This is a genomic window from Actinocorallia longicatena (assembly GCF_039534125.1).
In the GTDB taxonomy this organism is placed as follows: Bacteria; Actinomycetota; Actinomycetes; order Streptosporangiales; family Streptosporangiaceae; genus Actinocorallia; species Actinocorallia longicatena.
Map to the genome: position 1 here is coordinate 1 of NZ_BAAAUV010000024.1, position 18,916 is coordinate 18,916.

Sequence of the window (18,916 nt, forward strand, 5' to 3'; positions counted from 1 at the left end):
CACCCGGACCTACCAGCCGCTCGGGCTGCATCTGAAGGGCGAACTCGATGAGGCGCGGCAAGGGCGGTTCGAGGAGGTGCTGAACTCCGTCACGCCGAACGGGGAGGCGGTGCACCTCGATCTCGCGGATCTCGAGTTCCTGAGCCTGCGGGCGCTCCAGTCGATGACGGAGTACACCCGCAGACGCGGCTCGACCTCGCGGGTTGTCCTGCACCGGGTCGGCAGCGACGTCGCCTCGGTCATCAGGACCGTCGGGATCGAGAAGCTGCCCGGGATCGTCCTCGGGGAGGAGTCATGAGCTTCGGCCACTTCGCGCTCCCCTACGAGGACGACGCGCAGTTCTTCGGGACGGCCCTGCCGTTCCTGGCCGAGGGGGCCGCCCGCGGCGACACGATGTTCGCCGTGACCTCGCCGCGCAAGCGGGAGCTGCTGGCCGCCGAGCTCGGCGACGCCGTGCAGATGCTCGACCAGGCCGTGTTCTACGAGCATCCGATGCGGATCATCGCGAAGGTGCTGGGCCAGTGGGAGGAGGGCGCGGCGGAGGGCCGCGGCCTGCGGATCCTCGGCGAGCCGCACTGGGCGGAGTGGGGCCGGCTGGAGATCCTCGAGTGGCAGCGGCTGGAGGCGCTGGTGAACCTGGTGTTCGCCGGCACCGACGCGTCGTTCATGTGCCCCTACGACCTCGAGAACCTGCCGCTGGAGATCCTGGAGGCGGCGCGCCGGACCCATCCGGTCTCGGCGCACGGGCGGTTCCGCCGGGAGAACCCGGGCTATCTCGAGCCGGAGACCTTCAGCGCGATGTGCGACCGGATCCCGCTCGCCCCGGCCCCTGAGAGTTCGACCGCGATGCCGGTCTTCTCCCCCGACATGCGGGATCTCCGGGCGCTGGTGGCCGTGCACGCCCGGCAGTACGGTCTCTCGGGTGGATCGCTGCACCAGCTTCTGGTCGCGGTGACCGAGGTGGCGACCAACGCGCTCCGGCACGGAACCCCTCCGATCGTCCTGCGGCTCTGGCCCGATGGGGACGAGCTGGTGTGCGAAGTGGCGGACGAAGGCCACTGGGAACCGGAAGAATCCGCGGGTCCCGGACTCGTTCCGCCAAATCCGGCCAAAACCGGAGAAAATCCAAGACTCGGCCTCTGGGCGGTGCGGATGTTGTGCGACATCGTGCAGGTCAGGACGGGTCCCACGGGTACTCGCATTCGCATTCGCACACCACTCTGCGCTTGAACATGCACGTGCAACACGAAGATCAGCATAAATCCAGAGAAAGGTCTGTAGACTCCCCGCAAATTTCCAACGTCCGGCGTACTCTGACCCTTACCCATCGCGATAACCCAATCGACGGGGCATGACCCACCTGTACACGCAGCGCTCGGTCGGAGACCTCCGACCCGGCGATCACGCGTGGCTGGCGTTCGCCCATCCGGACGAGCAGAGCCGCGTGCTCGGGGACTTCGTCTACGCCGGACTCGACGCGGGCGAGAAGGTCATCTGCGTGACCGACTCCTCCCCTCGCCACCTGCCCGGCCTGCTCCCCCTCCACGGCATCGACGCGACCCCCTTCGCCGAGGCGGGCCATCTCGCGGTCGTTCCGTGGCACGTCGCCTGCGCTCGCGATGGATTCAGCGACCCCGCCCTGCTCGCGACCACCCTGGAACGGGAGATCGCGAAGGCGCTCGACCAGAAGTTCCAGCGGGTCCGCATCACCGCCGACATGACCTGGGCGGCCGGCCTCCCCGGCGGCGACCAGTTCATGCTCGCCTGCGACAACGAGGTGGAGGCGATGATCGGACCGAGCACGCTGGCCACCGGCATCTGCCAGGTGGACCGGGGAGCGTGCACCCCCGAGGCCATCGACGTCCTGCAGCACCATCACGAGGTACTCGTCGAAGTGAACCCCGAATATGACGACGGCGTGCTCCGGATCACCCGGACCTACCGTCCGCACGGCCTGAAACTCGAAGGCGAGATCGACGGTGCGCGGCACGCCGCGTTCACCCAGACCCTGACCCAGGTCAGCGACCCGCGCAGCGAGGTCCACCTGGATCTGGACAAGCTCAGGTTCATCGACCTCGGCGCGCTGAGCCTCATCGGCACGCACGCGCTGCGGCTCACCCGGGGCAACGGCCTCGTGCTCGACAACCCGACCCCCGAGCTCCAGGGCGTCATCGACATGGTGGGATTCCACCGCTACCCCGGAATCACCCGTGGCGAAGGCTGGAGGGCCCAGTGACCGATCACACGCTCGTGCACCGCGCTCTCCTCTACGGCAAGGACGAGGAGTTCCTCGGCGCCGCCGTACCCTTCCTGCAGGAAGGGCTCGGCACCGGCGACCACATCCTCGCCGTGCTGCCGCGCAACGAGAGCGACGCCGTCCGCGACGTCATGCGCGGCGACGCCGGGCACATCCACTTCTACGACGCCCACGAGTTCTACGGGCACCCGGTCCGCACCATCTCCGCTTATAACGATGTGGTGCGAGGTGTCGCCCCACGTCGGGTCAGGGCCTTGGCCAGCGTCGACTGGACCGGTAGAAAGGGGGGCATCCAGCTCGCCGAGTGGGCCCGGTACGAATCCCTCGTCAATGTGGCGTTCGGGTCGTCGGGCGCTCAGGTGATCTGCCCCTACGACCGCCGGGTGCTACCGCCGCCGGTCATTGACGAAGCGATGCGGACCCACCCAGAGATGCTTTCCGGCGGCAACTACCCGACCTACAACGGGAACTCCTACACCGACCCGCTGGAGTTCGGGGCGCGCATGAACCGGCGCGAGACCCTCCAGGCACCGCCGGACGGCGTCGACCGGATCGGGATCGAATCGCTGGACCTCGCCCCGATGCGGCGGTTCCTGAAGGACAAGGCCGCCCAGCTCGGGCTGGAGCGCACGAAGCTCGGCGGGCTCGTCACGGCCGTCAACGAGATCGCCACCAACGCGGTCGTGCACGGCACCCCCCCGATCGAGCTGATGGTCTGGAAGCAGGACGACGAGCTGCACTGCGAGGTCGCCGACATCGGCCTGTGGCACCCGGACGAGCTGGCGGGCTTCATCCCCCCGGCCGACGCCACGGCGCAGGGCTTCGGCCTGTGGAGCGCCCGGATGCTCGTCGACGTCATCCAGATCCGCGCGGGCTACGACGGCACCCGCGTCCGGCTCCGTTCGGCGCTCTGACGCGCCGAACGGACCCCAGGGGCGTTCAGCGGAGGAGTTCGGCCAGGGCCCTGAAGGCCCGGCCGCGGTGGCTGACGGCGGACTTCTCGTCCGGGGTCAGCTCCGCGGTGGTCTTGCCGAGCTCCTCGACCAGGAAGATCGGGTCGTATCCGAAGCCGCCGGTACCGCGCGGCTCACGCAGGATGACCCCCTCCATGCGGCCCTCGACGACCTGGGAACGGCCGTCGGGGTAGGCGATGGCCGCGGCGCACATGAAGTGGCCGCCGCGCGCGCCGTCCTGGACGTCACCGAGCTGGTCGAGGACGAGCTGGAGGTTGCGCAGGTCCTTCTCGCCCGCGCCGAACCGTCCCGACCAGCGGGCGGACAGCACTCCGGGCATCCCGTTGAGGGCGTCCACGCACAGGCCGGAGTCGTCGGAGACCGCGGGAAGGCCGGTGTGCCGGGCGATCGCGTGGGCTTTGAGCAGGGCGTTCCCGGCGAAGGTGAGTTCGGTCTCGGGAACGTCCGGAGCGTCGGGGAACTCCTCGAGCCCGACCACGTCGTAGTCGGTGAGCAGCCGCCGCAGTTCGACGATCTTGCCCTCGTTACGGGTGGCCAGGACGATCTTCATCGGGCGAGCGCTTCCTTCTGCATCATGGTGAGGTCGACGCAGCCGAGTTCGGCCAGGTCGAGCAGGGAGTTGAGTTCGGCGCGGGAGAACGGCTGCCCCTCGGCGGTCCCCTGGACCTCGATGAGCCGGCCGTCGCCCGTGCAGACGACGTTCATGTCGGTGTCGGCGCGGACGTCCTCCTCGTAGCAGAGGTCGAGCCGCGGCTGGCCGTCGATGACGCCCACGCTGACCGCGCACACCGAGGTGATGAGCGGGTCGCCCTTGGTGAGGCGCTTGTCGCGCATCCAGGTGACGGCGTCGGCCAGCGCCACGTAGGCGCCGGTGATGGCCGCGGTCCTGGTGCCGCCGTCGGCCTGGAGGACGTCGCAGTCGAGGGTGATGGTGTTCTGGCCGAGCGCCTTGAAGTCGACGCAGGCGCGCAGCGAACGGCCGATCAGCCGGGAGATCTCCTGGGTCCTGCCGCCGAGCTTGCCCTTGACGGCCTCACGGTCGTTACGGGTGTTGGTGGCGCGCGGCAGCATCGCGTACTCGGCGGTCAGCCAGCCGAGGCCGGTGTCGCGCCGCCAGCGCGGCACCGAGTCCTGGACCGACGCGGCGCACAGCACCCGCGTGCCGCCGAACTCGACCAGGACGGAGCCCTCCGCGTGGTCGAGCCAGCCGCGCTGGATCCGGACATGACGGAGCTGATCGGCCACACGGCCGTCGGGGCGAGACATGACCCTCAGCCTATCCGCTGGGGCCTGTTTCGAGGTCGGCGCCCGTGGCGAGCGGCGTCCAGGTGCGTGCCCGGGCGACGCGCAGCAGGGCGGGCGGCCTCGGAACAGGCCCTACAGCTCGTAGGACGTTCCGGACTGTGCGAGCTCGATCGGCCCCGCGTACTTGGCCAGTTTGGCCTCGACGAAGGACTGCTCGGCATCGTTCCACGGGACCAGGTGGGTGAGGATGAGCTTGCGGGCGTCGGCGCGGTCGGCGTAGGCGGCGGCCTCCTTCGCCGTGAGGTGCAGATCCGGCGGGTTGTCGCCCTCCAGGAACGAGGCCTCGCACAGGAACAGGTCGGCGTCGCGGGCCAGGTCGACCAGGACGTCCGTGCGGCCGGTGTCCCCCGAGTAGGCGACGGTCCTGCCGCCCGAGGAGATCCGGAAGCCGTAGGACTCGATGACGTGGTTGACCGGGGTGGTCGTCACCGAGAACGGGCCGATCTCGAACTGGTTCTTCAGCGTCGTGAAGTCGAAGGTGTCGGTCATGCCCGGGTCCTGGGGCAGGTCGTAGGCCTCGGCCATGCGGTAGGCGGTGCCCTCCGGCCCGTAGACCGGGATCCTGTCCTTGGTGCCCTGCGGGCAGTACCGGCGGGCCACGTAGTAGCCGCACAGATCCATGCAGTGGTCGGCGTGCAGATGGGAGATCGCGATCGCGTCGACGTCGTACAGGTCGTGATGGCGCTGCAGAGCCCCGAGCGCGCCATTGCCGAAGTCCAGGAGCAGCGAGAAGCCCTGGTCCTCGATCAGATAGCAGGAGGCGGGGCTGTCCGGCCCCGGGAAGCTGCCGGAGCAGCCGATCACAGTCACCCGCACGGGGAGCTCCTCTACGTTGAATCCTTCCCGGGAAGTCCATTCCCGGGTTCGGCGGGGTTATGGGGTGAGACGGAAAACGCTCGTATCGGACGGCGACTCGACATAGCCGATAACCGGTCCGAGGAAGCGGGTTCCGATGGCGCGGAAGACCTCGGGGTCACCGGTCGCGCGGAACCGGTGAACGGGTGGGACGGCGGCCTCCGCGCGGGCCAGTCCCCGGTCTTGCAGCAGTCTGTAGACGTCCTTCGCCGTCTCGTCGGCACTGGAGACCAGTGTGACCCCGTCGCCGACGACATACGAGATGACACCGGTCAGGAGCGGGTAATGGGTGCAGCCGAGAATCAGGGTGTCGCACCCCGCCTCGACGATCGGCCGCAGATACTCCCGTGCCTCCGCCAGGAGTTCCTCGCCCATGGTCACACCGTTCTCGACGAACTCCACGAAGCGCGGGCAGGCGGCGCTCGTCAGGGTGATGTGCGGGGCGATGGCGAAGGCGTCGTCATAGGCGCGGCTGGTGACGGTCGCCCGGGTGGCGATCAGGCCGACACGGCCGTTGCGGGTGGCGGCGAAGGAACGGCGGGCCGCCGGGTAGATCACCTCGACGACCGGGACGTCGTACCGTTCCCGTGCGTCGCGGAGCATCGCCGAGCTGGCGCTGTTGCAGGCGATGACGAGCATTTTGACGCCCTCGCGGACGAGCTGGTCGAGCATCTCCAGGGCGTACTCGCGGACCTGCGCTATCGGGCGGGCTCCGTAAGGCTGACGCGCCGAGTCGCCCAGGTAGAGGATCGGCTCTCCGGGCAATTGGTCGAGAACGGCCCGGGCCACCGTGAGGCCACCGAAGCCGCTGTCGAAGATCCCGATCGGCGCGTCTGACATGACGCCCAAGGCTATGCGAGAACCTTGGAACAACCTGTGTGACGCTCAATACATCAATGCCTACCGATCGGTACTACCGTCTCATCGGCCCCTCGCGGCTCTCGCGAGCTGATGTGACTGTGCGACGAGGGTGCCCCGGGCGTCCCAGATCTCGACGTTCTCGTCGAACCAGCCGTCGGAGACGAGGCGTCCGGTGCCGTGGACGGTCAGCCAGCCGGGCGCCGGCAGGGCGCGCAGATGCCAGGTGAGCTCGACGGTCGGCGACCACCCGTAGATGCCGGTGTTGGAGACGACGGGGATGAGGGCGTCGAGGGCGAGGGCGAGCACGTAGGGGTCGGGGTCGTCGTGCTCGGCGAGCCGGAAGTAGGCGCGCATCTCGGGCCTGCCGGTGGGACGGCCGTCGAGCCAGCCCATCGCCGCGGGGTCGAAGCGCATGTCGACCCGGGCGGGGAAGCCGCGTTCGGCGGAGCCGCGGCCGGAGGTCTGGCAGGCCTCCAGGGGTGCCATCGCCGGTGCGGGCCCGCAGTAGACCGGGACGGCCTCGAGGTCGAGTGTGCCCGTGGTCACCTGGGCGTCGAGGATCGCCTTGCCGTCCTGGACGAGGGTCGCACGGGCCATGGAGGCGGTCTTGCCGTCCTTGCGCTGCTCGACGACGATCTCGGCGGGGCCGGGACCGGCCGGGCGCAGGAAGTTCACGGCCGTCGCGACCGGGTGCTCGTGCCGGGACTCCGCGACGACCGCCCGCATGACCGTGGCCATGAGGTAGCCGCCGTTGAGCGCCGCCCCGAACCCGAACCCCTCGTCGAGCTCGGCCCGGTACCGGCCCTCACCGAGGGGGACGATCCCCGTGGCATCCGCGAACCTCGTCATGCGCGCCTCCCGACAGAACGTCATTCGGGCCACAGCCTACAGATCGCGGATCCGCCCGCTCGGTTACCCTGATGTTCCGGCGTCATCGACGCCCCTACCTGGACACCCCCGGAGGAATCCGTTGAAGTTCGGCAGTACTCCCCCGCCCCCGCCGATCGTCCTCCCCGACCACGTCATCGCCGAGGTCCGTCATCTCCTCGCGGCCCGGAAGAAGATCCAGGCCATCAAGCTGATCCGCGAGGTCACCGGAAGCGGCCTCAAGGAGGCCAAGGACCTGGCCGACGCCATGGAGGGCGGCTACCTCCCGCCGACCCCGCAGCAGTTCCACGCTCCCCCGCAGCCGAACTACGCCCAGCCTTCTTTTCCGCAGCCTTCCTTTCCGCAGCCCTCCTATCCGCAGGCCGCGCAGGCGTCGCTGGCCGACCGGGCGCGCGCCTTCCGCGACTCCGGGGATCCCGAACGGGCCGTGGCGCTGATCCAGGCCGAGACCGGCATGACCCGCGAGGAGTCCGCCCGCTTCCTGGGCGTCCTGGGCTGAACGACGACGGCCCCGGCCGCGCCCGTGACGGGCGGCCGGGGCCGGGTCGATGCCGGTCGATGCCGGGAGGTCAGGCCCAGAGCTGGCCTTCGAGGGCGGCCTCGGCCTCCTCGATCGTGCCTTCGTAGGCACCGGTCGACAGGTACTTCCAGCCCCCGTCGGCCACGACGAAGGCGATGTCGGCGCGCTCGCCCGCCTTGACCGCCTTCGCGGCCATGCCGAGCGCCGCGTGCAGGGCGCCGCCGGTGGAGATCCCGGCGAAGATGCCCTCGGACTCGAGGAGCTCACGGGTGCGGCGCAGGGCGTCGCGGGAGCCGACCGAGAAGCGGGTGGTCAGGACCGAGTCGTCATAGAGCTCGGGGATGAACCCCTCGTCGATGTTGCGCAGGCCGTAGACGAGCTCGCCGTAGCGCGGCTCGGCCGCGACGATCTTGATTCCGGGGACGTGCTCGCGCAGGAACCTGCCGGTGCCCATCAGCGTGCCGGTGGTGCCCAGGCCCGCGACGAAGTGCGTGATCGTCGGCAGGTCCTCGAGGATCTCCGGGCCGGTCGTCTCGTAGTGCGCCAGCGCGTTGGCCTCGTTGCCGTACTGGTAGAGCATCACCCAGTCGGGGTTGTCGGCCGCCAGCCCCTTGGCCACCCGGACGGCCTCGTTCGAGCCGCCGGCCGCCGGGCTGGAGATGATCTCCGCACCCCACATGCGCAGCAGCTGGCGCCGCTCCGCCGAGGTGTTCTCCGGCATGACGCAGATGATCCGGTAGCCCTTGAGCTTGGCCGCCATCGCGAGCGAGATGCCCGTGTTGCCGGAGGTCGGCTCCAGGATCGTGCAGCCGGGCGTGAGGGTGCCGTCCTTCTCCGCCTTCTCGATCATGCGGAGCGCGGGGCGGTCCTTGATCGAACCGGTCGGGTTGCGGTCCTCGAGCTTGGCCCAGATCCGGACGTCGGGGGACGGCGAGAGCCGGGGCAGACCGACCAGGGGGGTCCGCCCCAGCGACTCCAGAAGCGAGTCGAAACGCATGACGGGTGATCAGCCGCCTGCGACGGCCGGGAGGACCGTCACGGTGTCGCCGTCCGACAGCGCCGTCTCCAGACCGCCGAGGAAGCGGACGTCCTCGTCGTTCAGGTACACGTTGACGAAGCGGCGCAGGCCCTTCTCGTCGACCAGGCGGTCGCGCAGGCCGGGGTGGCGCACGTCCAGGTCGCTGAAGAGCTCGGCGATCGTGGCGCCCTTGCCCTCGACGGCCTTGCTGCCGTCGGTGAGGTTGCGCAGGATCGTGGGGATCCGGACCTCGATGGCCATCGGTGAATCTCCTTCTTGTCTATGACGGAACGTTAACGGGACAGCCGGGGTGGAACGTCAACGACAGTCGTAGACGACTTCAGCCCGCGAGTGGCTGAAGAGGAAGCTCTGGACCGGTGGCATGACCCCTACTTTACGGAATGACCTGCCGAGCGTGCGAACCCACCTGTGGCCTGTGGACGAACCGCTCCTAGGTGTAAGCGTCCACGACGCGAACTTCTTCCTCCGTGATCACGCCGTCGAGGATCCGGTAGGAACGGAGCTCGGCCTCCTGCTCGTCACGTGTGGAAACGAGAACGTAGTGGGCGTTCGGCTCGTTGGCGTAGGTCACGTCGGTCCGCGAGGGGTAGGCCTCGGTGGCCGTGTGCGAGTGGAAGATCACGACGGCCTCCTCGTCGGCGTCGTCCAGGGCGCGCCAGACCTTGAAGTGCTCGGTCGAGTCGAACTCGTAGAACGTGGGAGAGCGCGCGGCGTTGATCATCGGGATGTACCGCTCGGGCCGGTCGGAGCCGAGCGGACCCGCGATCACCCCGCACGCCTCGTCGGGGTGGTCGGCGCGGGCGTGCGCCACGAGCTGATCGACGAGATCCCGGGTGATGGTGAGCATGTCCGAATTCTAGGCGGACGTCACGGCTGGATCATGCCCAGGAGGTGGGCGATCCGGTCGGCGGCCGCGGCGGGGTCGTCCACGCTGCCGACGATCATGCCGCCGAAGGAGACGTAGACCTCGCCGTCCACGGCGACGACCGCGCGGACGGTGGCGGCCACCGGGTTGGCCACGGCCAGGGTCTCCGGCGCCTCCTCGATGGCCAGGCCCAGGTCCTTGAGATGCCCGGCCAGGGCGACGAGCTCCTGGATCATGGGAGCCTCGCGGTGAGGCGGAAGATCGTCCCGGTGCCGCCCGAACGGATCTCCACGAGGTCGCAGAGCTGGCGGACCATCCACATCCCGGCGCCCGACGGCTGGTCGGGCGAGGGCGGCAGGAAGCCCAGGAACCGGTCCTCCACCCGTCCGACCGGATCGAGCAGGTCGCAGATCACGGCTCCCCCGTCGCTCCACACCAGCAGCGAGCCGGAGCCGCCGCCGTGCTTGATGATGTTGGTGGCCACCTCGTTGACGGCCATGATCAGCGGCATCGCCGCCGTGAGCCCGAACACGGCCGCGGCCTTCGCCGTGAAGTCCCGCAGCCCCGGCAGCTCGCCCCGGACGAACCCCCGGTGGGCGACCTGCCCGGTCTGCGGCAGCAGCGGCGCCCGGTCCAGCTCGGCGTAGACCCGCGCGGGCGGCTCGTAATCCAGGCCGTGGTGGGTGCGCTCCACGATCCGCATGACGTCCGAGGGGACGGTCCGCAGGTCGTAGGCGCACAGCAGGGACGTCCTGGTGCCGGCGAAGACCACGTTGACCAGGGCCTCGAACCGCTTCCACTCCCTGACCTCGACCGGGTCGCGGCCCTTCCAGACCTGTTCGGCCACGACCCTGACCCGGCCGCCGTCCTTCCACCAGCGGTCCCTGCCGACCGAGACGGCCGTCGCGATGCTCCGCGGCGGGGTGGTGAAGTAGCCGGCCGCCTCGCGGAACTCGCACTCGGGCGGCAGTCCCGGGCGCAGCAGGTCGATCCTGTCCGGTGGGGCGATCACGACGAGGGCGTCGTCCGCGCCGCGGCCCTCGGCGAGGAAGGCCAGCGCCTCCTCGGTGAACTCGGTCTCCGAGCCGTACAGGAGCGCCTGATGGATCAAGGAGTCCCTGCCGGCGCCCAGCAGCGCAGGCACCGTGTCACCCCTCTTCCACCACCAGGCCGGGCAGGTCGTCCCAGCCCGCGATCTTCAGCAGCCCCGCGAGCGTCTCCCCGACGCCGCGCAGCAGGACCATCCGCTCCTGGCCGTCGGGCGAGGTGCGGGCGGCGAGCATGACCCGCAGCCCGGCCATGTCGCAGAAGTCCAGATCGGTCAGGTCGAGGCACAGGTGGCCGGTCTCGCCGCCGAGCCGCTGGAGCGCCTCGGTCAGCGCGGGGAAGGTCGACTCCTCGACGGCCCCCGCCAGGGCCAGCCCGGGAGGGGTGAAGGTCGGGGTGATCCGCAGGACGCCGTCGTAGTAGACGTCGTCGACGTGCACCAGCCCGTGGTGGCTCTCCAGCAGGCTCTCCAGCGGCCGGCTGCGGAACCAGCGCCGGTCGAACTGGCAGATCGCCATGGCCGGGGCGGGGGCCAGCGCGGCGAAGGCCTCGCAGATCTTCCGCTCGAACTCCCCGAACCGCTCGGTGCCGGGCCACCCGCGCAGGGCGAAGGTCTGCTCACCCGCGAGACGCACCCCGCCCCAGCCCTGGACGAGCGCGACCTCGAGCTCGGTCAGCGAGAGCCCGATGATCTCGTCGGGATCGAACCTCCCGGTGGACAGGTAGGCCTCGCGGGCGGTCCGGACGACGAGCTGGTCGTCGGCGACGGCCTGGGCCAGGTCGAGGCCCTCCGCGCCGGGGTCGGCCGCCAGCCACTCCACCAGGGCGTCCGGCTCGGCCGAGTCCGACTTGTAGATGATCTTGTGGTTGTCCCTGAGCCCGTCGCGGACGAAGGAGACCAGGATCGACCGGCGCTCGGTGTCGTTGTCGTAGACGAGGCCGAGATGGTCGCCCATCCGCATGTCCCCGACGGCGACGTGGCGGCGGACCGGGGGGCCTGACGGAGCGTCCATGTGACTCCCATCACCTGAGGGAGCCCCATTTAACAACACCGAGCGCAGTTTCTCCGGAACTTTCGGTATTGGTTATTCCCGCCAGAGACAGTGGATCAGGCTGTCCTGAAGCTGGGTGAGCCAGTCGTAGGTGACGAACATGGCGTAGGCCGGATCGTCCACGGCGAGCTCGGCGAAGCGGGCGTGGTTCTCCTCTGTGATCTCCAGCCGGGTGCCGAGGGCCAGGCGCAGGTCGTTGAGGGCGCGCAGCCAGGACTGCGCCTGGTCGGCGTCCAGCTCGATGCGCCGGTCGAAGGCCAGGGTGTCCAGGACGACCCGGGCGTCCTTCTCCTTGCCGTCCTTGAGCGTCGTCTCGGTGTAGCGGCGGAACTCGCCCGAGGCGTCGTCGTCGCCGCTGTAGCCGTCGGGGAACAGCCGGGCCAGGGCCGGATCGGCCGGGGCCTCGGTGCTCTCGGAGATGCCGAGTTCCGCCAGGCCCGGATCGCCCTTCGGCAGCTCGCCCAGCATCTGCTGGAGCTGCTCGACGAGGTTCTGCAGAACCGCGTTCTCGACCTGTTCGAGGCGCAGGGTGACCCCGGAGGCCCCGCTGCGGCGAAATCCGCTCATCAGTCGTCCCGTTTCACCGTGGCCCAGAGTCCATACGAATGCAGGACCTCGACATTGCGTTCCATTTCCTCGCGCGTGCCCGAGTCGACGACGGCCCTGCCCTTGTGATGGACGTCCATCATGAGCTTCTCGGCCTTCTCCCTGGCGAACCCGAAAACACTCTGGAAGACGTAGGTCACATAGGACATCAGGTTGATCGGGTCGTTCCAGACGATCGTCAACCATGGCAGATCAGGGCGCACTTCCTCGCCCACATCGGGCCTGTTCAGCTCAACAGGTGCGGTGGTCATGTGTCCCAACCCCCCTTTCCCCTCTCCATGGAACCTACCGGGCGCGAGCCTCGGCCGGATGCCCCCGTAACCTGGCGCTGTGGACCAACGGGACCGGAAGAACGGCGCGAGCACCGCTCTGCTCACCGATCATTATGAACTGACCATGCTCCAGGCGGCCCTGCGCAGCGGTACGGCGGCGCGGCGTTCGGTGTTCGAGGTGTTCGCCCGGCGCCTTCCGCAGGGCCGCAGGTACGGCGTCGTGGCCGGGACGGGCCGCTTCATCGAGGCCGTCGCGGACTTCCGGTTCGACCCCGCCGAGCTGGCCTTCCTGGCCGCCACCGGGGTCGTCGACGACACCACGGCCGGGTATCTGGAGGGCTACCGGTTCACCGGGGACGTCTGGGGATACGCCGAGGGCGACTGCTACTTCCCCGAATCGCCGATCCTGCGCGTCGAGGGCACCTTCGCCGAGGCGGTGATCCTCGAGACCCTCGCTCTGTCGATCTTCAACCACGACTGCGCGATCGCCGCGGCGGCCTCCCGCATGGTGCACGCCGCCGGCGACCGGCCGCTGATCGAGATGGGGTCGCGGCGCACCCACGAGGACGCGGCGGTGGCCGCCGCCAGGGCCGCCTACCTCTGCGGCTTCGCCACGACCTCCAACCTCGAGGCGGGCCGGACCTTCGGCGTGCCGACCGCGGGGACCGCCGCCCATGCCTTCACCCTGCTGCACGACGACGAGCGGACCGCGTTCGCCGCCCAGCTCGCCGCCTTCGGCCAGGACACGACCCTGCTGGTGGACACCTACGACGTGACGGCGGCCGTCGCGCTGGCGATCGAGCTCGCCCCCGACCTCCGGGCGGTCCGGATCGACAGCGGCGACCTGCGGCTCGTCGCCGAGGACGTCCGTAAGCAGCTCGACGCCCTCGGCGCCCCCGGCACCCGCATCGTGGTGACCGGCGACCTCGACGAGTACGCGATCGCGGCCCTGGCGGTCGCCCCGGTCGACGGCTACGGCGTGGGCACCTCGCTGGTGACCGGCTCGGGAGCGCCGACCGCGTCCCTGGTCTACAAGCTGGTGGCCCGTGAGGACGCCTCGGGGGTCCTGGCGCCCGTCGCCAAGGCCTCGCCCGGCAAACCCAGCCGGGGCGGCCGCAAGCACGCCTACCGCCGCTTCACCGGCGAGGTCGCGAGCGCCGAGGTCGTCAGCGCCGCCGAGGAGCACTCCGCCGGGGCCGGCGACAGGCCGCTCCAGGTCCCGCTGATCCGCGCCGGGGAGCCGGTCGGCCGCGAGCCCCTCACCGCGGCCCGCGACCGCCACCTGCGCTCGCTCAACGAGCTCCCGGCCGCGGCGCGGCACCTCAGCAAGGGCGATCCGGCCCTTCCGACGGTCTTGTCCTAGGCGTGGCGGCGTAAAAGATGAAAGATGGGCAGATGACGCGAGCACTGATCATCGTGGACGTGCAGAACGACTTCTGCGAGGGCGGCTCGCTGCCCGTGGGCGGCGGATCCGAGGTCGCGACGGCCATCTCCGGTCATGTCGCCGACGGCGGCTACGACCACGTGGTGGCCACCCGGGACTTCCACCTCGACCCGGGCGCCCACTTCTCCGGCGACCCCGACTACGCCACGACCTGGCCGCCGCACTGCGTGATCGGCACCCCGGGCGCCGACTTCCACCCGAACCTGGTGCTGGCCCCGATCGAGGCGGTCTTCAGCAAGGGCCGTGAATCGGCCGCCTACAGCGGCTTCGAGGGCCTGCACGACGACGGCACCCCGCTGGGCGAGTGGCTGGCGGCCCACGGCGTCACCGAGGTCGACGTGGTCGGCATCGCCACCGACCACTGCGTCCGGGCCACCGCCCTCGACGCGGTGAAGGCGGGCCTGGCGACGACCGTGCTGCTTCCGCTGACCGCGGGCGTGGCGGCGGGCAGCACCCTCACCGCGCTGGGCGAGATGCGCGCCGCCGGGATCGGCCTCGTCGGCGAGCCCGTCCTGCGCTGACCTCAGGTCCTGCGGGCCGCCCACTCGCGGATCTTGTCGATGCGGGCCTGGACGTCCTTGGCGCTGGCCTGGGGCACCGCGGGACCACCGCAGGACGCCCTGAGCTCGGTGTGGACCACGCCGTGCGGCTTGCCCGTGCGATGGCTCCAGGCGCCGACGAGGCCGTTGAGCTCCTGCCGCAGACCCTGGAGGTCCTCCGACGCGGTCCGCTCGACGGGCTCGGGGTCGGCGACGCCGCGCTTGCGCTGGGCGGCGATCTGGTTGGCCTGGTGCTGGCGGAGCAGCGCGGTCACCTGCTCGGGCTCCAGCAGCCCGGGGATGCCGAGGAAGTCCTCCTCCTCGGCGCTGCCGGGGGCCGCCTGCATGCCGAACTCGCCGCCGTCGTACAGGACGCGGTCGAAGGTGGCGCTGGCCTCCATGGTCTCGAACGGCAGCTCCTCCGACAGGTCGGCGCCGTCGTTCTTGCGGTTGGCCTGCTCGAGGGCGTCGTCGTCGAAGCCGTCCTGCTCGCGGGTCCTGCGGTCCAGGACGTGGTCGCGCTCGGTCTCCATCTCCGAGGCGTGGCCCATCAGGGTCGGCACCGACGGCAGGAAGACCGAGGCGGTCTCGCCGCGCTTGCGGGCGCGCACGAACCGGCCGATGGCCTGGGCGAAGAACAGCGGGGTCGCGGTGGAGGTGGCGTAGACGCCGACGGCCAGCCGCGGGATGTCGACGCCCTCGGAGACCATGCGGACCGCGCACAGCCAGCGGTCCTCCGAGTCGGCGAACTGCTTGATCTTCTTGCTGGCCTTCGGGTCGTCCGAGAGCACGATGGTCGCGCCCTGGCCGGTGATCCCGCGGATCATCTTGGCGTAGGCGCGGGCGGCCTCGTGGTCGGTCGCGATGACCATGGCGCCCGCGTCGGGCATGCCCTTGCGGACCTCGGTGAGGCGGCGGTCGGCGGCCTCGATGACCTGCCGGATCCAGTCGCCCTTCGGGTCGAGGGCCGCGCGCCAGGCCTGCGCGGTCTGGTCCTGGGTGAGGGGCTGGCCGAGGCTGGCGGCCAGCTCGTCGCCCGCCCGGGTGCGCCAGCGCATCTCGCCGGAGTAGGCCATGAACATGACGGGCCGGACGACGCCGTCGGCGAGGGCGGGCCCGTAGCCGTAGGTGTAGTCGGAGCGGCTGCGGCGGATGCCGTCGGGGCCCTCCTCGTACTCCACGAACGGGATCGGGTTGATGTCGGTGCGGAAGGGGGTGCCCGACAGCGCGAGCCGCTTCGTGGCGGGCTCGAACGCCTCACGGACCGCGTCGCCCCACGACAGGCCGTCGCCGGCGTGGTGGACCTCGTCCATGATGATCAGGGTCTTGCGGGCCTCGGTCCGGTTGCGGTGCAGGGCCGGGCGGGCCGCGACGGTCGCGTAGGTCACCGCGACGCCGTGGAAGTCCTTGGCGGTCTTGCCCATCGCGTTGGTGAACTCGGGATCGATCTTGATGCCGACCCTGGCCGCCGACTCCGCCCACTGCCGCTTCAGGTGCTCGGTCGGGCAGAGGATCGTGATCCCCTGGACGGCCCGCCTGTCCAGCAGCTCGCGGGCGAGCCGCAGCGCGAAGGTGGTCTTGCCCGCGCCGGGGGTCGCGACGGTCAGGAAGTCGCGCGGGATCTCGCGGAAGTAGAGCTCAAGAGCCTGCTGCTGCCAGGCCCGCAGCGATCCCGCGGTGCCCCAGGCGGCCTTCTCGGGGAGGGCGGGGGGCAGGTTGGAGGCGGCGAAGGTACTCACGATGGGCCAAGGCTACCGAGCCCCACCGACAAGACATGCCGGGGAGGAACGTCCTCGCCGTCTTCGCTCCTGTGTGTTAGATCACGGGAAGAGCGTCGGGCGGCGGCGCGGCCAGAGCAGGCCGTACCAGCTCAGCAGGGCCCCCGTGAGGATGGTGGCGCCGCTGGTGACCGCGAGCGAGGTGCCGGTGCCGGTCTTCGGCAGAGTGCGGGTTTTTCCGTGCCCCTGACCGTGGGCGCGGCGGCAGTTCGCGGTCCGCACGGTCGAGGTGACGTCCGTGCCCAGGGCGCGGACCCGGATCCGGGTCCTGCGGTCCTCGGCCAGCTCGACCGTGCTCCTGAGGGTGGAGTCCCCGATGATGACCTCGGTGCGCACGGTCCTGCCGCCGACGATCAGCGAGTAGGACTCGTCGGAGTCGCCCGCGTTCGTCACGGTCACCACGACCGTCCTCGACGGGCACCGGACCGCGCCGACCCCGGCGTCGAGATCCCCGACCGCGGCGACGACCAGCTCACCCAGCACCAGACCACCCCCGATCGTGATTGTTCGATCACGAAGGGTGAACTACCCCGTGTTCGGCCGAACCGAACACGGGGGGAGTTATCCGAGCATCTTGTCCTTGCGGCGGGGCCACAGGCCGCCCCACCACAGGACGATCGCGCCGGTGAGCATGGACGCCGCGCCGGTGGCGATCCGGGCGAACATCACCGTGTCGTCGTTGCCGGTCTTCGGCAGGGTCGTCGGCCGCTTCCTGGCCGGCTCCTCCTCCGCCGCCGACTTGGACGGCGCCGCCTTGCAGTTGGCCTTGTAGGTGTGGGTGGCCTTGGCCTTGCCGTCCTGGGTGATCCGGATCGAGGTCGCCTTGTCCTCCTTCAGCGTCAGCTCGCTGCTGCGGGAGGCCTTCGGGCCGAGCTGGTCGGCCAGGACGATCGAACCGTCCCGGACGATCGAGTAGCCCTGGGTGGTGGCGGGGTCCTCGTTCACGACCTTGATCGTCACCAGCCTGGCAGGGCAGTCGACCTTGCCGAAGGCGACCTTCAGCGGCACCAGGCTCGGCGCGGACGGCACCGGGGTGGACCTGGAGGGCGTCGCGGACGGGGTGACCGGCGGGACGGGCCTGCTCGTGGTCGGCCTGGGCGTCGGCGTGGGGGTCTTCGACGGGGTCTTCGACGGCGTCGGGGAGGCCGTCTTCGTCGCCGTCGGCTTCCCGGTCGGCTTGGCCGTCGTCGGTGTCACGGTCGGTGTCACCGTGGGCGTCATCGTCGTCGGGACGGGGTCGGCGTTCGAGGTGTTCTTCCCTCCCGACGTGAAGGCGGGGATGACGATCAGCGCCCCGATCACGAAGAAGATCGCTGCAATGATCACCCTGACCGGCTGCATCCCCACGCCTCCCCAGCACCTGTACGAGCACGGGCACCGCTTGATCGTTTCTTTACCCTTCATTGTGAGGGTTACGCCCCGGTTCGCGAGGCGGAACGCCGCCCGCAGTGCTCGCGCGGCGTGTCCAGAACCGGTACGGACACGAAAGAATGGGCCGCATGGACGACGACATCCGGCCCGGCCGCCTCCTGGTCGCGACGCCTCTGCTGGAGGACCCGAACTTCCGGCGCAGCGTGGTGCTCGTCGTCGACCACGGCCAGGAGGAGGGCACGCTCGGCGTGGTGCTCAACCGCCCGACCGAGGTCGAGGTCGGCCAGATCCTGCCGCCGTGGGCCGATCTCCTCGAGGGCGGCGGCGCCGCGTACCAGGGGGTGGTCTTCCAGGGCGGCCCTGTCGCGCTCGACAGCGCCCTGGCCCTGGCCAGGATCACCGGGGCGGACGATCCGGTCGGCTGGCGCGGCCTCGGCGGCATCCCGGCCGTCGCCAGGATCGGGCTGGTCGATCTCGACAGCCCGCCCTCGCTGCTCAAGGGCGGCGTGGACCGTTTCCGGGTGTTCGCGGGCTATTCCGGCTGGAACGCTGGCCAGCTCCGGTCAGAGATCGAGGAGGGCTCCTGGTACGTCGTTCCGGGCGAGCCGTCCGACGTCTTCGGAGACGATCCCGACCGCCTCTGGCAGGGCGTACTCCGCCGCCAGGGGGGCGACCTCGCCTTCGTCGCCACCTATCCGGAGGATCCGTCACTAAACTGAGCGGATGAGCACGCCATTCTTCGAGCCCGGCGGCACCGGGACGATCCTCAAGCCGGACCAGGACGAGCGCCCTGACCTGTCCCACGGCGACGGTGACCACGAGCGGTTCGCGCACTACGTCAAGAAGGCCAAGATCACCGAGAGCGCCCTCACCGGGACGCCCGTGATCGCCCTGTGCGGCAAGGTCTGGGTCCCCAACCGCGACCCCAAGAAGTTCCCCGTCTGCCCGGAGTGCAAGGAGATCTACGAGGGTCTCGCGCCGGGCGGCGGCAACAAGGACGACAAGTAGACGCCCGAGCCTCCGCCGCACTCCGATCAAGATCATGCAACCTGACCGCCGCATCGGGCGGGGGTTCGGGGGACGGATGCGGCGGGGCGTTGCGGTCCTGCTCCCTTTCACGGCCGCGCCGGCGTCGGCCCGCCCACCCGGGGCCGCCCCGGCGGCACCCGCGGCCTCGCGGGCGGCCGGACGGGCACGGGGACGGGCACTGACACCGGTGCGCTGAAACCGGTGCGCTGAAACC

At 70.3% G+C, this 18,916-nt stretch carries 25 protein-coding genes; 9 read left to right on the forward strand and 16 right to left on the reverse strand.

Annotation, left to right across the window (positions count from 1 at the left end):
• The 4 genes from ABD785_RS32315 to ABD785_RS32330 all read left to right on the forward strand — a co-directional run.
• Positions 1-298, forward strand: a 298-nt coding sequence (locus ABD785_RS32315) for an STAS domain-containing protein (RefSeq protein ID WP_344835854.1), incomplete at its 5' end; no start/stop codon positions are given.
• Positions 295-1,230, forward strand: a complete 936-nt coding sequence (locus ABD785_RS32320) for an anti-sigma factor RsbA family regulatory protein (RefSeq protein WP_344835855.1) — start codon at positions 295-297, stop codon at positions 1,228-1,230. The genes ABD785_RS32315 and ABD785_RS32320, both read left to right, overlap by 4 nt.
• Before the next feature lie 121 nt (positions 1,231-1,351).
• Entirely contained in the window at positions 1,352-2,236 is an 885-nt protein-coding gene (locus ABD785_RS32325) for an MEDS domain-containing protein (protein WP_344835856.1), read from the forward strand.
• A complete protein-coding gene (locus ABD785_RS32330) occupies positions 2,233-3,171 on the forward strand; it encodes an anti-sigma factor RsbA family regulatory protein (protein WP_344835857.1) in 939 nt (312 codons plus the stop codon). The genes ABD785_RS32325 and ABD785_RS32330 overlap by 4 nt, the downstream gene beginning before the upstream one ends.
• 25 nt (positions 3,172-3,196) lie before the next feature.
• Here the strand turns inward: ABD785_RS32330 and rdgB are convergent, their stop codons facing one another.
• From rdgB to ABD785_RS32355, 5 genes are all read right to left on the reverse strand, one after another.
• A complete protein-coding gene (gene rdgB, locus ABD785_RS32335; RefSeq protein ID WP_344835858.1) occupies positions 3,197-3,781 on the reverse strand; it encodes an RdgB/HAM1 family non-canonical purine NTP pyrophosphatase in 585 nt (194 codons plus the stop codon).
• On the reverse strand, positions 3,778-4,497 hold the full coding sequence (gene rph / locus ABD785_RS32340) for a ribonuclease PH (protein ID WP_344835859.1): 720 nt from the start codon (positions 4,495-4,497) through the stop codon (positions 3,778-3,780). Before rph ends, rdgB begins: the two co-directional genes overlap by 4 nt.
• 111 nt (positions 4,498-4,608) lie before the next feature.
• A complete protein-coding gene (locus tag ABD785_RS32345; RefSeq protein WP_344835860.1) occupies positions 4,609-5,352 on the reverse strand; it encodes an MBL fold metallo-hydrolase in 744 nt (247 codons plus the stop codon).
• Between the two features lie 57 nt (positions 5,353-5,409).
• Positions 5,410-6,231 (reverse strand): glutamate racemase, encoded by an 822-nt coding sequence (gene murI, locus ABD785_RS32350; RefSeq protein ID WP_344835861.1) that lies wholly within the window; start codon positions 6,229-6,231, stop codon positions 5,410-5,412.
• Between the two features lie 81 nt (positions 6,232-6,312).
• On the reverse strand, positions 6,313-7,101 hold the full coding sequence (locus ABD785_RS32355) for a thioesterase family protein (RefSeq protein ID WP_344835862.1): 789 nt from the start codon (positions 7,099-7,101) through the stop codon (positions 6,313-6,315).
• A 121-nt stretch (positions 7,102-7,222) separates the two neighbouring features.
• Between ABD785_RS32355 and ABD785_RS32360 the strand changes: the two genes are divergently transcribed.
• Positions 7,223-7,639: a ribosomal protein L7/L12 gene (locus ABD785_RS32360; RefSeq protein WP_344835864.1), complete on the forward strand. Its 417-nt coding sequence runs from the start codon at positions 7,223-7,225 to the stop codon at positions 7,637-7,639.
• A 70-nt stretch (positions 7,640-7,709) separates the two neighbouring features.
• On the opposite strand, the gene ABD785_RS32365 is transcribed toward ABD785_RS32360, so the two are convergent.
• The 8 genes from ABD785_RS32365 to clpS all read right to left on the reverse strand — a co-directional run bounded on the left by ABD785_RS32365 (position 7,710) and on the right by clpS (position 12,520).
• On the reverse strand, positions 7,710-8,657 hold the full coding sequence (locus tag ABD785_RS32365; protein WP_344835866.1) for a PLP-dependent cysteine synthase family protein: 948 nt from the start codon (positions 8,655-8,657) through the stop codon (positions 7,710-7,712).
• 9 nt (positions 8,658-8,666) lie between these two features.
• Entirely contained in the window at positions 8,667-8,939 is a 273-nt protein-coding gene (locus ABD785_RS32370) for a MoaD/ThiS family protein (RefSeq protein WP_344835868.1), read from the reverse strand.
• Between the two features lie 190 nt (positions 8,940-9,129).
• On the reverse strand, positions 9,130-9,546 hold the full coding sequence (locus ABD785_RS32375; protein WP_344835870.1) for a M67 family metallopeptidase: 417 nt from the start codon (positions 9,544-9,546) through the stop codon (positions 9,130-9,132).
• 20 nt (positions 9,547-9,566) lie between these two features.
• Positions 9,567-9,800 carry a hypothetical protein gene (locus ABD785_RS32380; RefSeq protein WP_344835873.1) on the reverse strand — a complete coding sequence of 78 codons (234 nt, stop codon included), beginning with the start codon at positions 9,798-9,800 and terminating at the stop codon, positions 9,567-9,569.
• Positions 9,797-10,708, reverse strand: a complete 912-nt coding sequence (locus tag ABD785_RS32385; RefSeq protein ID WP_344835876.1) for an anti-sigma factor RsbA family regulatory protein — start codon at positions 10,706-10,708, stop codon at positions 9,797-9,799. The genes ABD785_RS32380 and ABD785_RS32385 overlap by 4 nt, the downstream gene beginning before the upstream one ends.
• A gap of 4 nt (positions 10,709-10,712) precedes the next feature.
• The gene (locus ABD785_RS32390; protein ID WP_344835878.1) at positions 10,713-11,624 is read right to left on the reverse strand and encodes an MEDS domain-containing protein; all 912 of its coding nucleotides are present in this window, start codon (positions 11,622-11,624) and stop codon (positions 10,713-10,715) included.
• Positions 11,625-11,696: 72 nt separating this feature from the next.
• Complete coding sequence (locus ABD785_RS32395; protein ID WP_344835880.1) at positions 11,697-12,230, reverse strand: DUF2017 domain-containing protein; 534 nt, start codon at positions 12,228-12,230, stop codon at positions 11,697-11,699.
• Positions 12,230-12,520, reverse strand: a complete 291-nt coding sequence (clpS, locus tag ABD785_RS32400; protein WP_344835883.1) for an ATP-dependent Clp protease adapter ClpS — start codon at positions 12,518-12,520, stop codon at positions 12,230-12,232. The genes ABD785_RS32395 and clpS overlap by 1 nt, the downstream gene beginning before the upstream one ends.
• A 79-nt stretch (positions 12,521-12,599) precedes the next feature.
• Here clpS and ABD785_RS32405 point away from each other — a divergent pair, with 79 nt between their 5' ends.
• Positions 12,600-13,904: a nicotinate phosphoribosyltransferase gene (locus ABD785_RS32405; RefSeq protein ID WP_344835885.1), complete on the forward strand. Its 1,305-nt coding sequence runs from the start codon at positions 12,600-12,602 to the stop codon at positions 13,902-13,904.
• Positions 13,905-13,936: 32 nt separating this feature from the next.
• Complete coding sequence (locus ABD785_RS32410) at positions 13,937-14,506, forward strand: nicotinamidase (RefSeq protein WP_344835889.1); 570 nt, start codon at positions 13,937-13,939, stop codon at positions 14,504-14,506.
• A 2-nt stretch (positions 14,507-14,508) separates the two neighbouring features.
• On the opposite strand, the gene ABD785_RS32415 is transcribed toward ABD785_RS32410, so the two are convergent.
• The 3 genes from ABD785_RS32415 to ABD785_RS32425 form a co-directional block, all read right to left on the reverse strand.
• Positions 14,509-16,263 (reverse strand): DEAD/DEAH box helicase, encoded by a 1,755-nt coding sequence (locus ABD785_RS32415; RefSeq protein ID WP_344835891.1) that lies wholly within the window; start codon positions 16,261-16,263, stop codon positions 14,509-14,511.
• 81 nt (positions 16,264-16,344) lie between these two features.
• Positions 16,345-16,785, reverse strand: a complete 441-nt coding sequence (locus ABD785_RS32420) for an LPXTG cell wall anchor domain-containing protein (protein WP_344835892.1) — start codon at positions 16,783-16,785, stop codon at positions 16,345-16,347.
• A 78-nt stretch (positions 16,786-16,863) separates the two neighbouring features.
• A complete protein-coding gene (locus tag ABD785_RS32425) occupies positions 16,864-17,643 on the reverse strand; it encodes a hypothetical protein (RefSeq protein WP_344835895.1) in 780 nt (259 codons plus the stop codon).
• 158 nt (positions 17,644-17,801) lie between these two features.
• Between ABD785_RS32425 and ABD785_RS32430 the strand changes: the two genes are divergently transcribed.
• On the forward strand, positions 17,802-18,392 hold the full coding sequence (locus tag ABD785_RS32430; RefSeq protein WP_344835897.1) for a YqgE/AlgH family protein: 591 nt from the start codon (positions 17,802-17,804) through the stop codon (positions 18,390-18,392).
• A gap of 4 nt (positions 18,393-18,396) precedes the next feature.
• The gene (locus ABD785_RS32435; RefSeq protein ID WP_344835899.1) at positions 18,397-18,681 is read left to right on the forward strand and encodes a DUF3039 domain-containing protein; all 285 of its coding nucleotides are present in this window, start codon (positions 18,397-18,399) and stop codon (positions 18,679-18,681) included.
• Positions 18,682-18,916: the final 235 nt, after the last annotated feature.

Excerpts from the sequence above, each read along its gene's own strand:
- ABD785_RS32390 (WP_344835878.1), bottom strand. The coding sequence starts at position 11,624 with ATGGACGCTCCGTCAGGCCCCCCGGTCCGCCGCCACGTCGCCGTCGGG.
- ABD785_RS32325 (WP_344835856.1), top strand. The coding sequence starts at position 1,352 with ATGACCCACCTGTACACGCAGCGCTCGGTCGGAGACCTCCGACCCGGC.
- ABD785_RS32370 (WP_344835868.1), bottom strand. The coding sequence starts at position 8,939 with ATGGCCATCGAGGTCCGGATCCCCACGATCCTGCGCAACCTCACCGAC.
- rph (WP_344835859.1), bottom strand. The coding sequence starts at position 4,497 with ATGTCTCGCCCCGACGGCCGTGTGGCCGATCAGCTCCGTCATGTCCGG.
- clpS (WP_344835883.1), bottom strand. The coding sequence starts at position 12,520 with ATGACCACCGCACCTGTTGAGCTGAACAGGCCCGATGTGGGCGAGGAA.
- ABD785_RS32430 (WP_344835897.1), top strand. The coding sequence starts at position 17,802 with ATGGACGACGACATCCGGCCCGGCCGCCTCCTGGTCGCGACGCCTCTG.
- ABD785_RS32425 (WP_344835895.1), bottom strand. The coding sequence starts at position 17,643 with ATGCAGCCGGTCAGGGTGATCATTGCAGCGATCTTCTTCGTGATCGGG.
- ABD785_RS32365 (WP_344835866.1), bottom strand. The coding sequence starts at position 8,657 with ATGCGTTTCGACTCGCTTCTGGAGTCGCTGGGGCGGACCCCCCTGGTC.
- rdgB (WP_344835858.1), bottom strand. The coding sequence starts at position 3,781 with ATGAAGATCGTCCTGGCCACCCGTAACGAGGGCAAGATCGTCGAACTG.
- ABD785_RS32380 (WP_344835873.1), bottom strand. The coding sequence starts at position 9,800 with ATGATCCAGGAGCTCGTCGCCCTGGCCGGGCATCTCAAGGACCTGGGC.
- murI (WP_344835861.1), bottom strand. The coding sequence starts at position 6,231 with ATGTCAGACGCGCCGATCGGGATCTTCGACAGCGGCTTCGGTGGCCTC.
- ABD785_RS32375 (WP_344835870.1), bottom strand. The coding sequence starts at position 9,546 with ATGCTCACCATCACCCGGGATCTCGTCGATCAGCTCGTGGCGCACGCC.
- ABD785_RS32395 (WP_344835880.1), bottom strand. The coding sequence starts at position 12,230 with ATGAGCGGATTTCGCCGCAGCGGGGCCTCCGGGGTCACCCTGCGCCTC.
- ABD785_RS32320 (WP_344835855.1), top strand. The coding sequence starts at position 295 with ATGAGCTTCGGCCACTTCGCGCTCCCCTACGAGGACGACGCGCAGTTC.
- ABD785_RS32410 (WP_344835889.1), top strand. The coding sequence starts at position 13,937 with ATGACGCGAGCACTGATCATCGTGGACGTGCAGAACGACTTCTGCGAG.
- ABD785_RS32355 (WP_344835862.1), bottom strand. The coding sequence starts at position 7,101 with ATGACGAGGTTCGCGGATGCCACGGGGATCGTCCCCCTCGGTGAGGGC.
- ABD785_RS32435 (WP_344835899.1), top strand. The coding sequence starts at position 18,397 with ATGAGCACGCCATTCTTCGAGCCCGGCGGCACCGGGACGATCCTCAAG.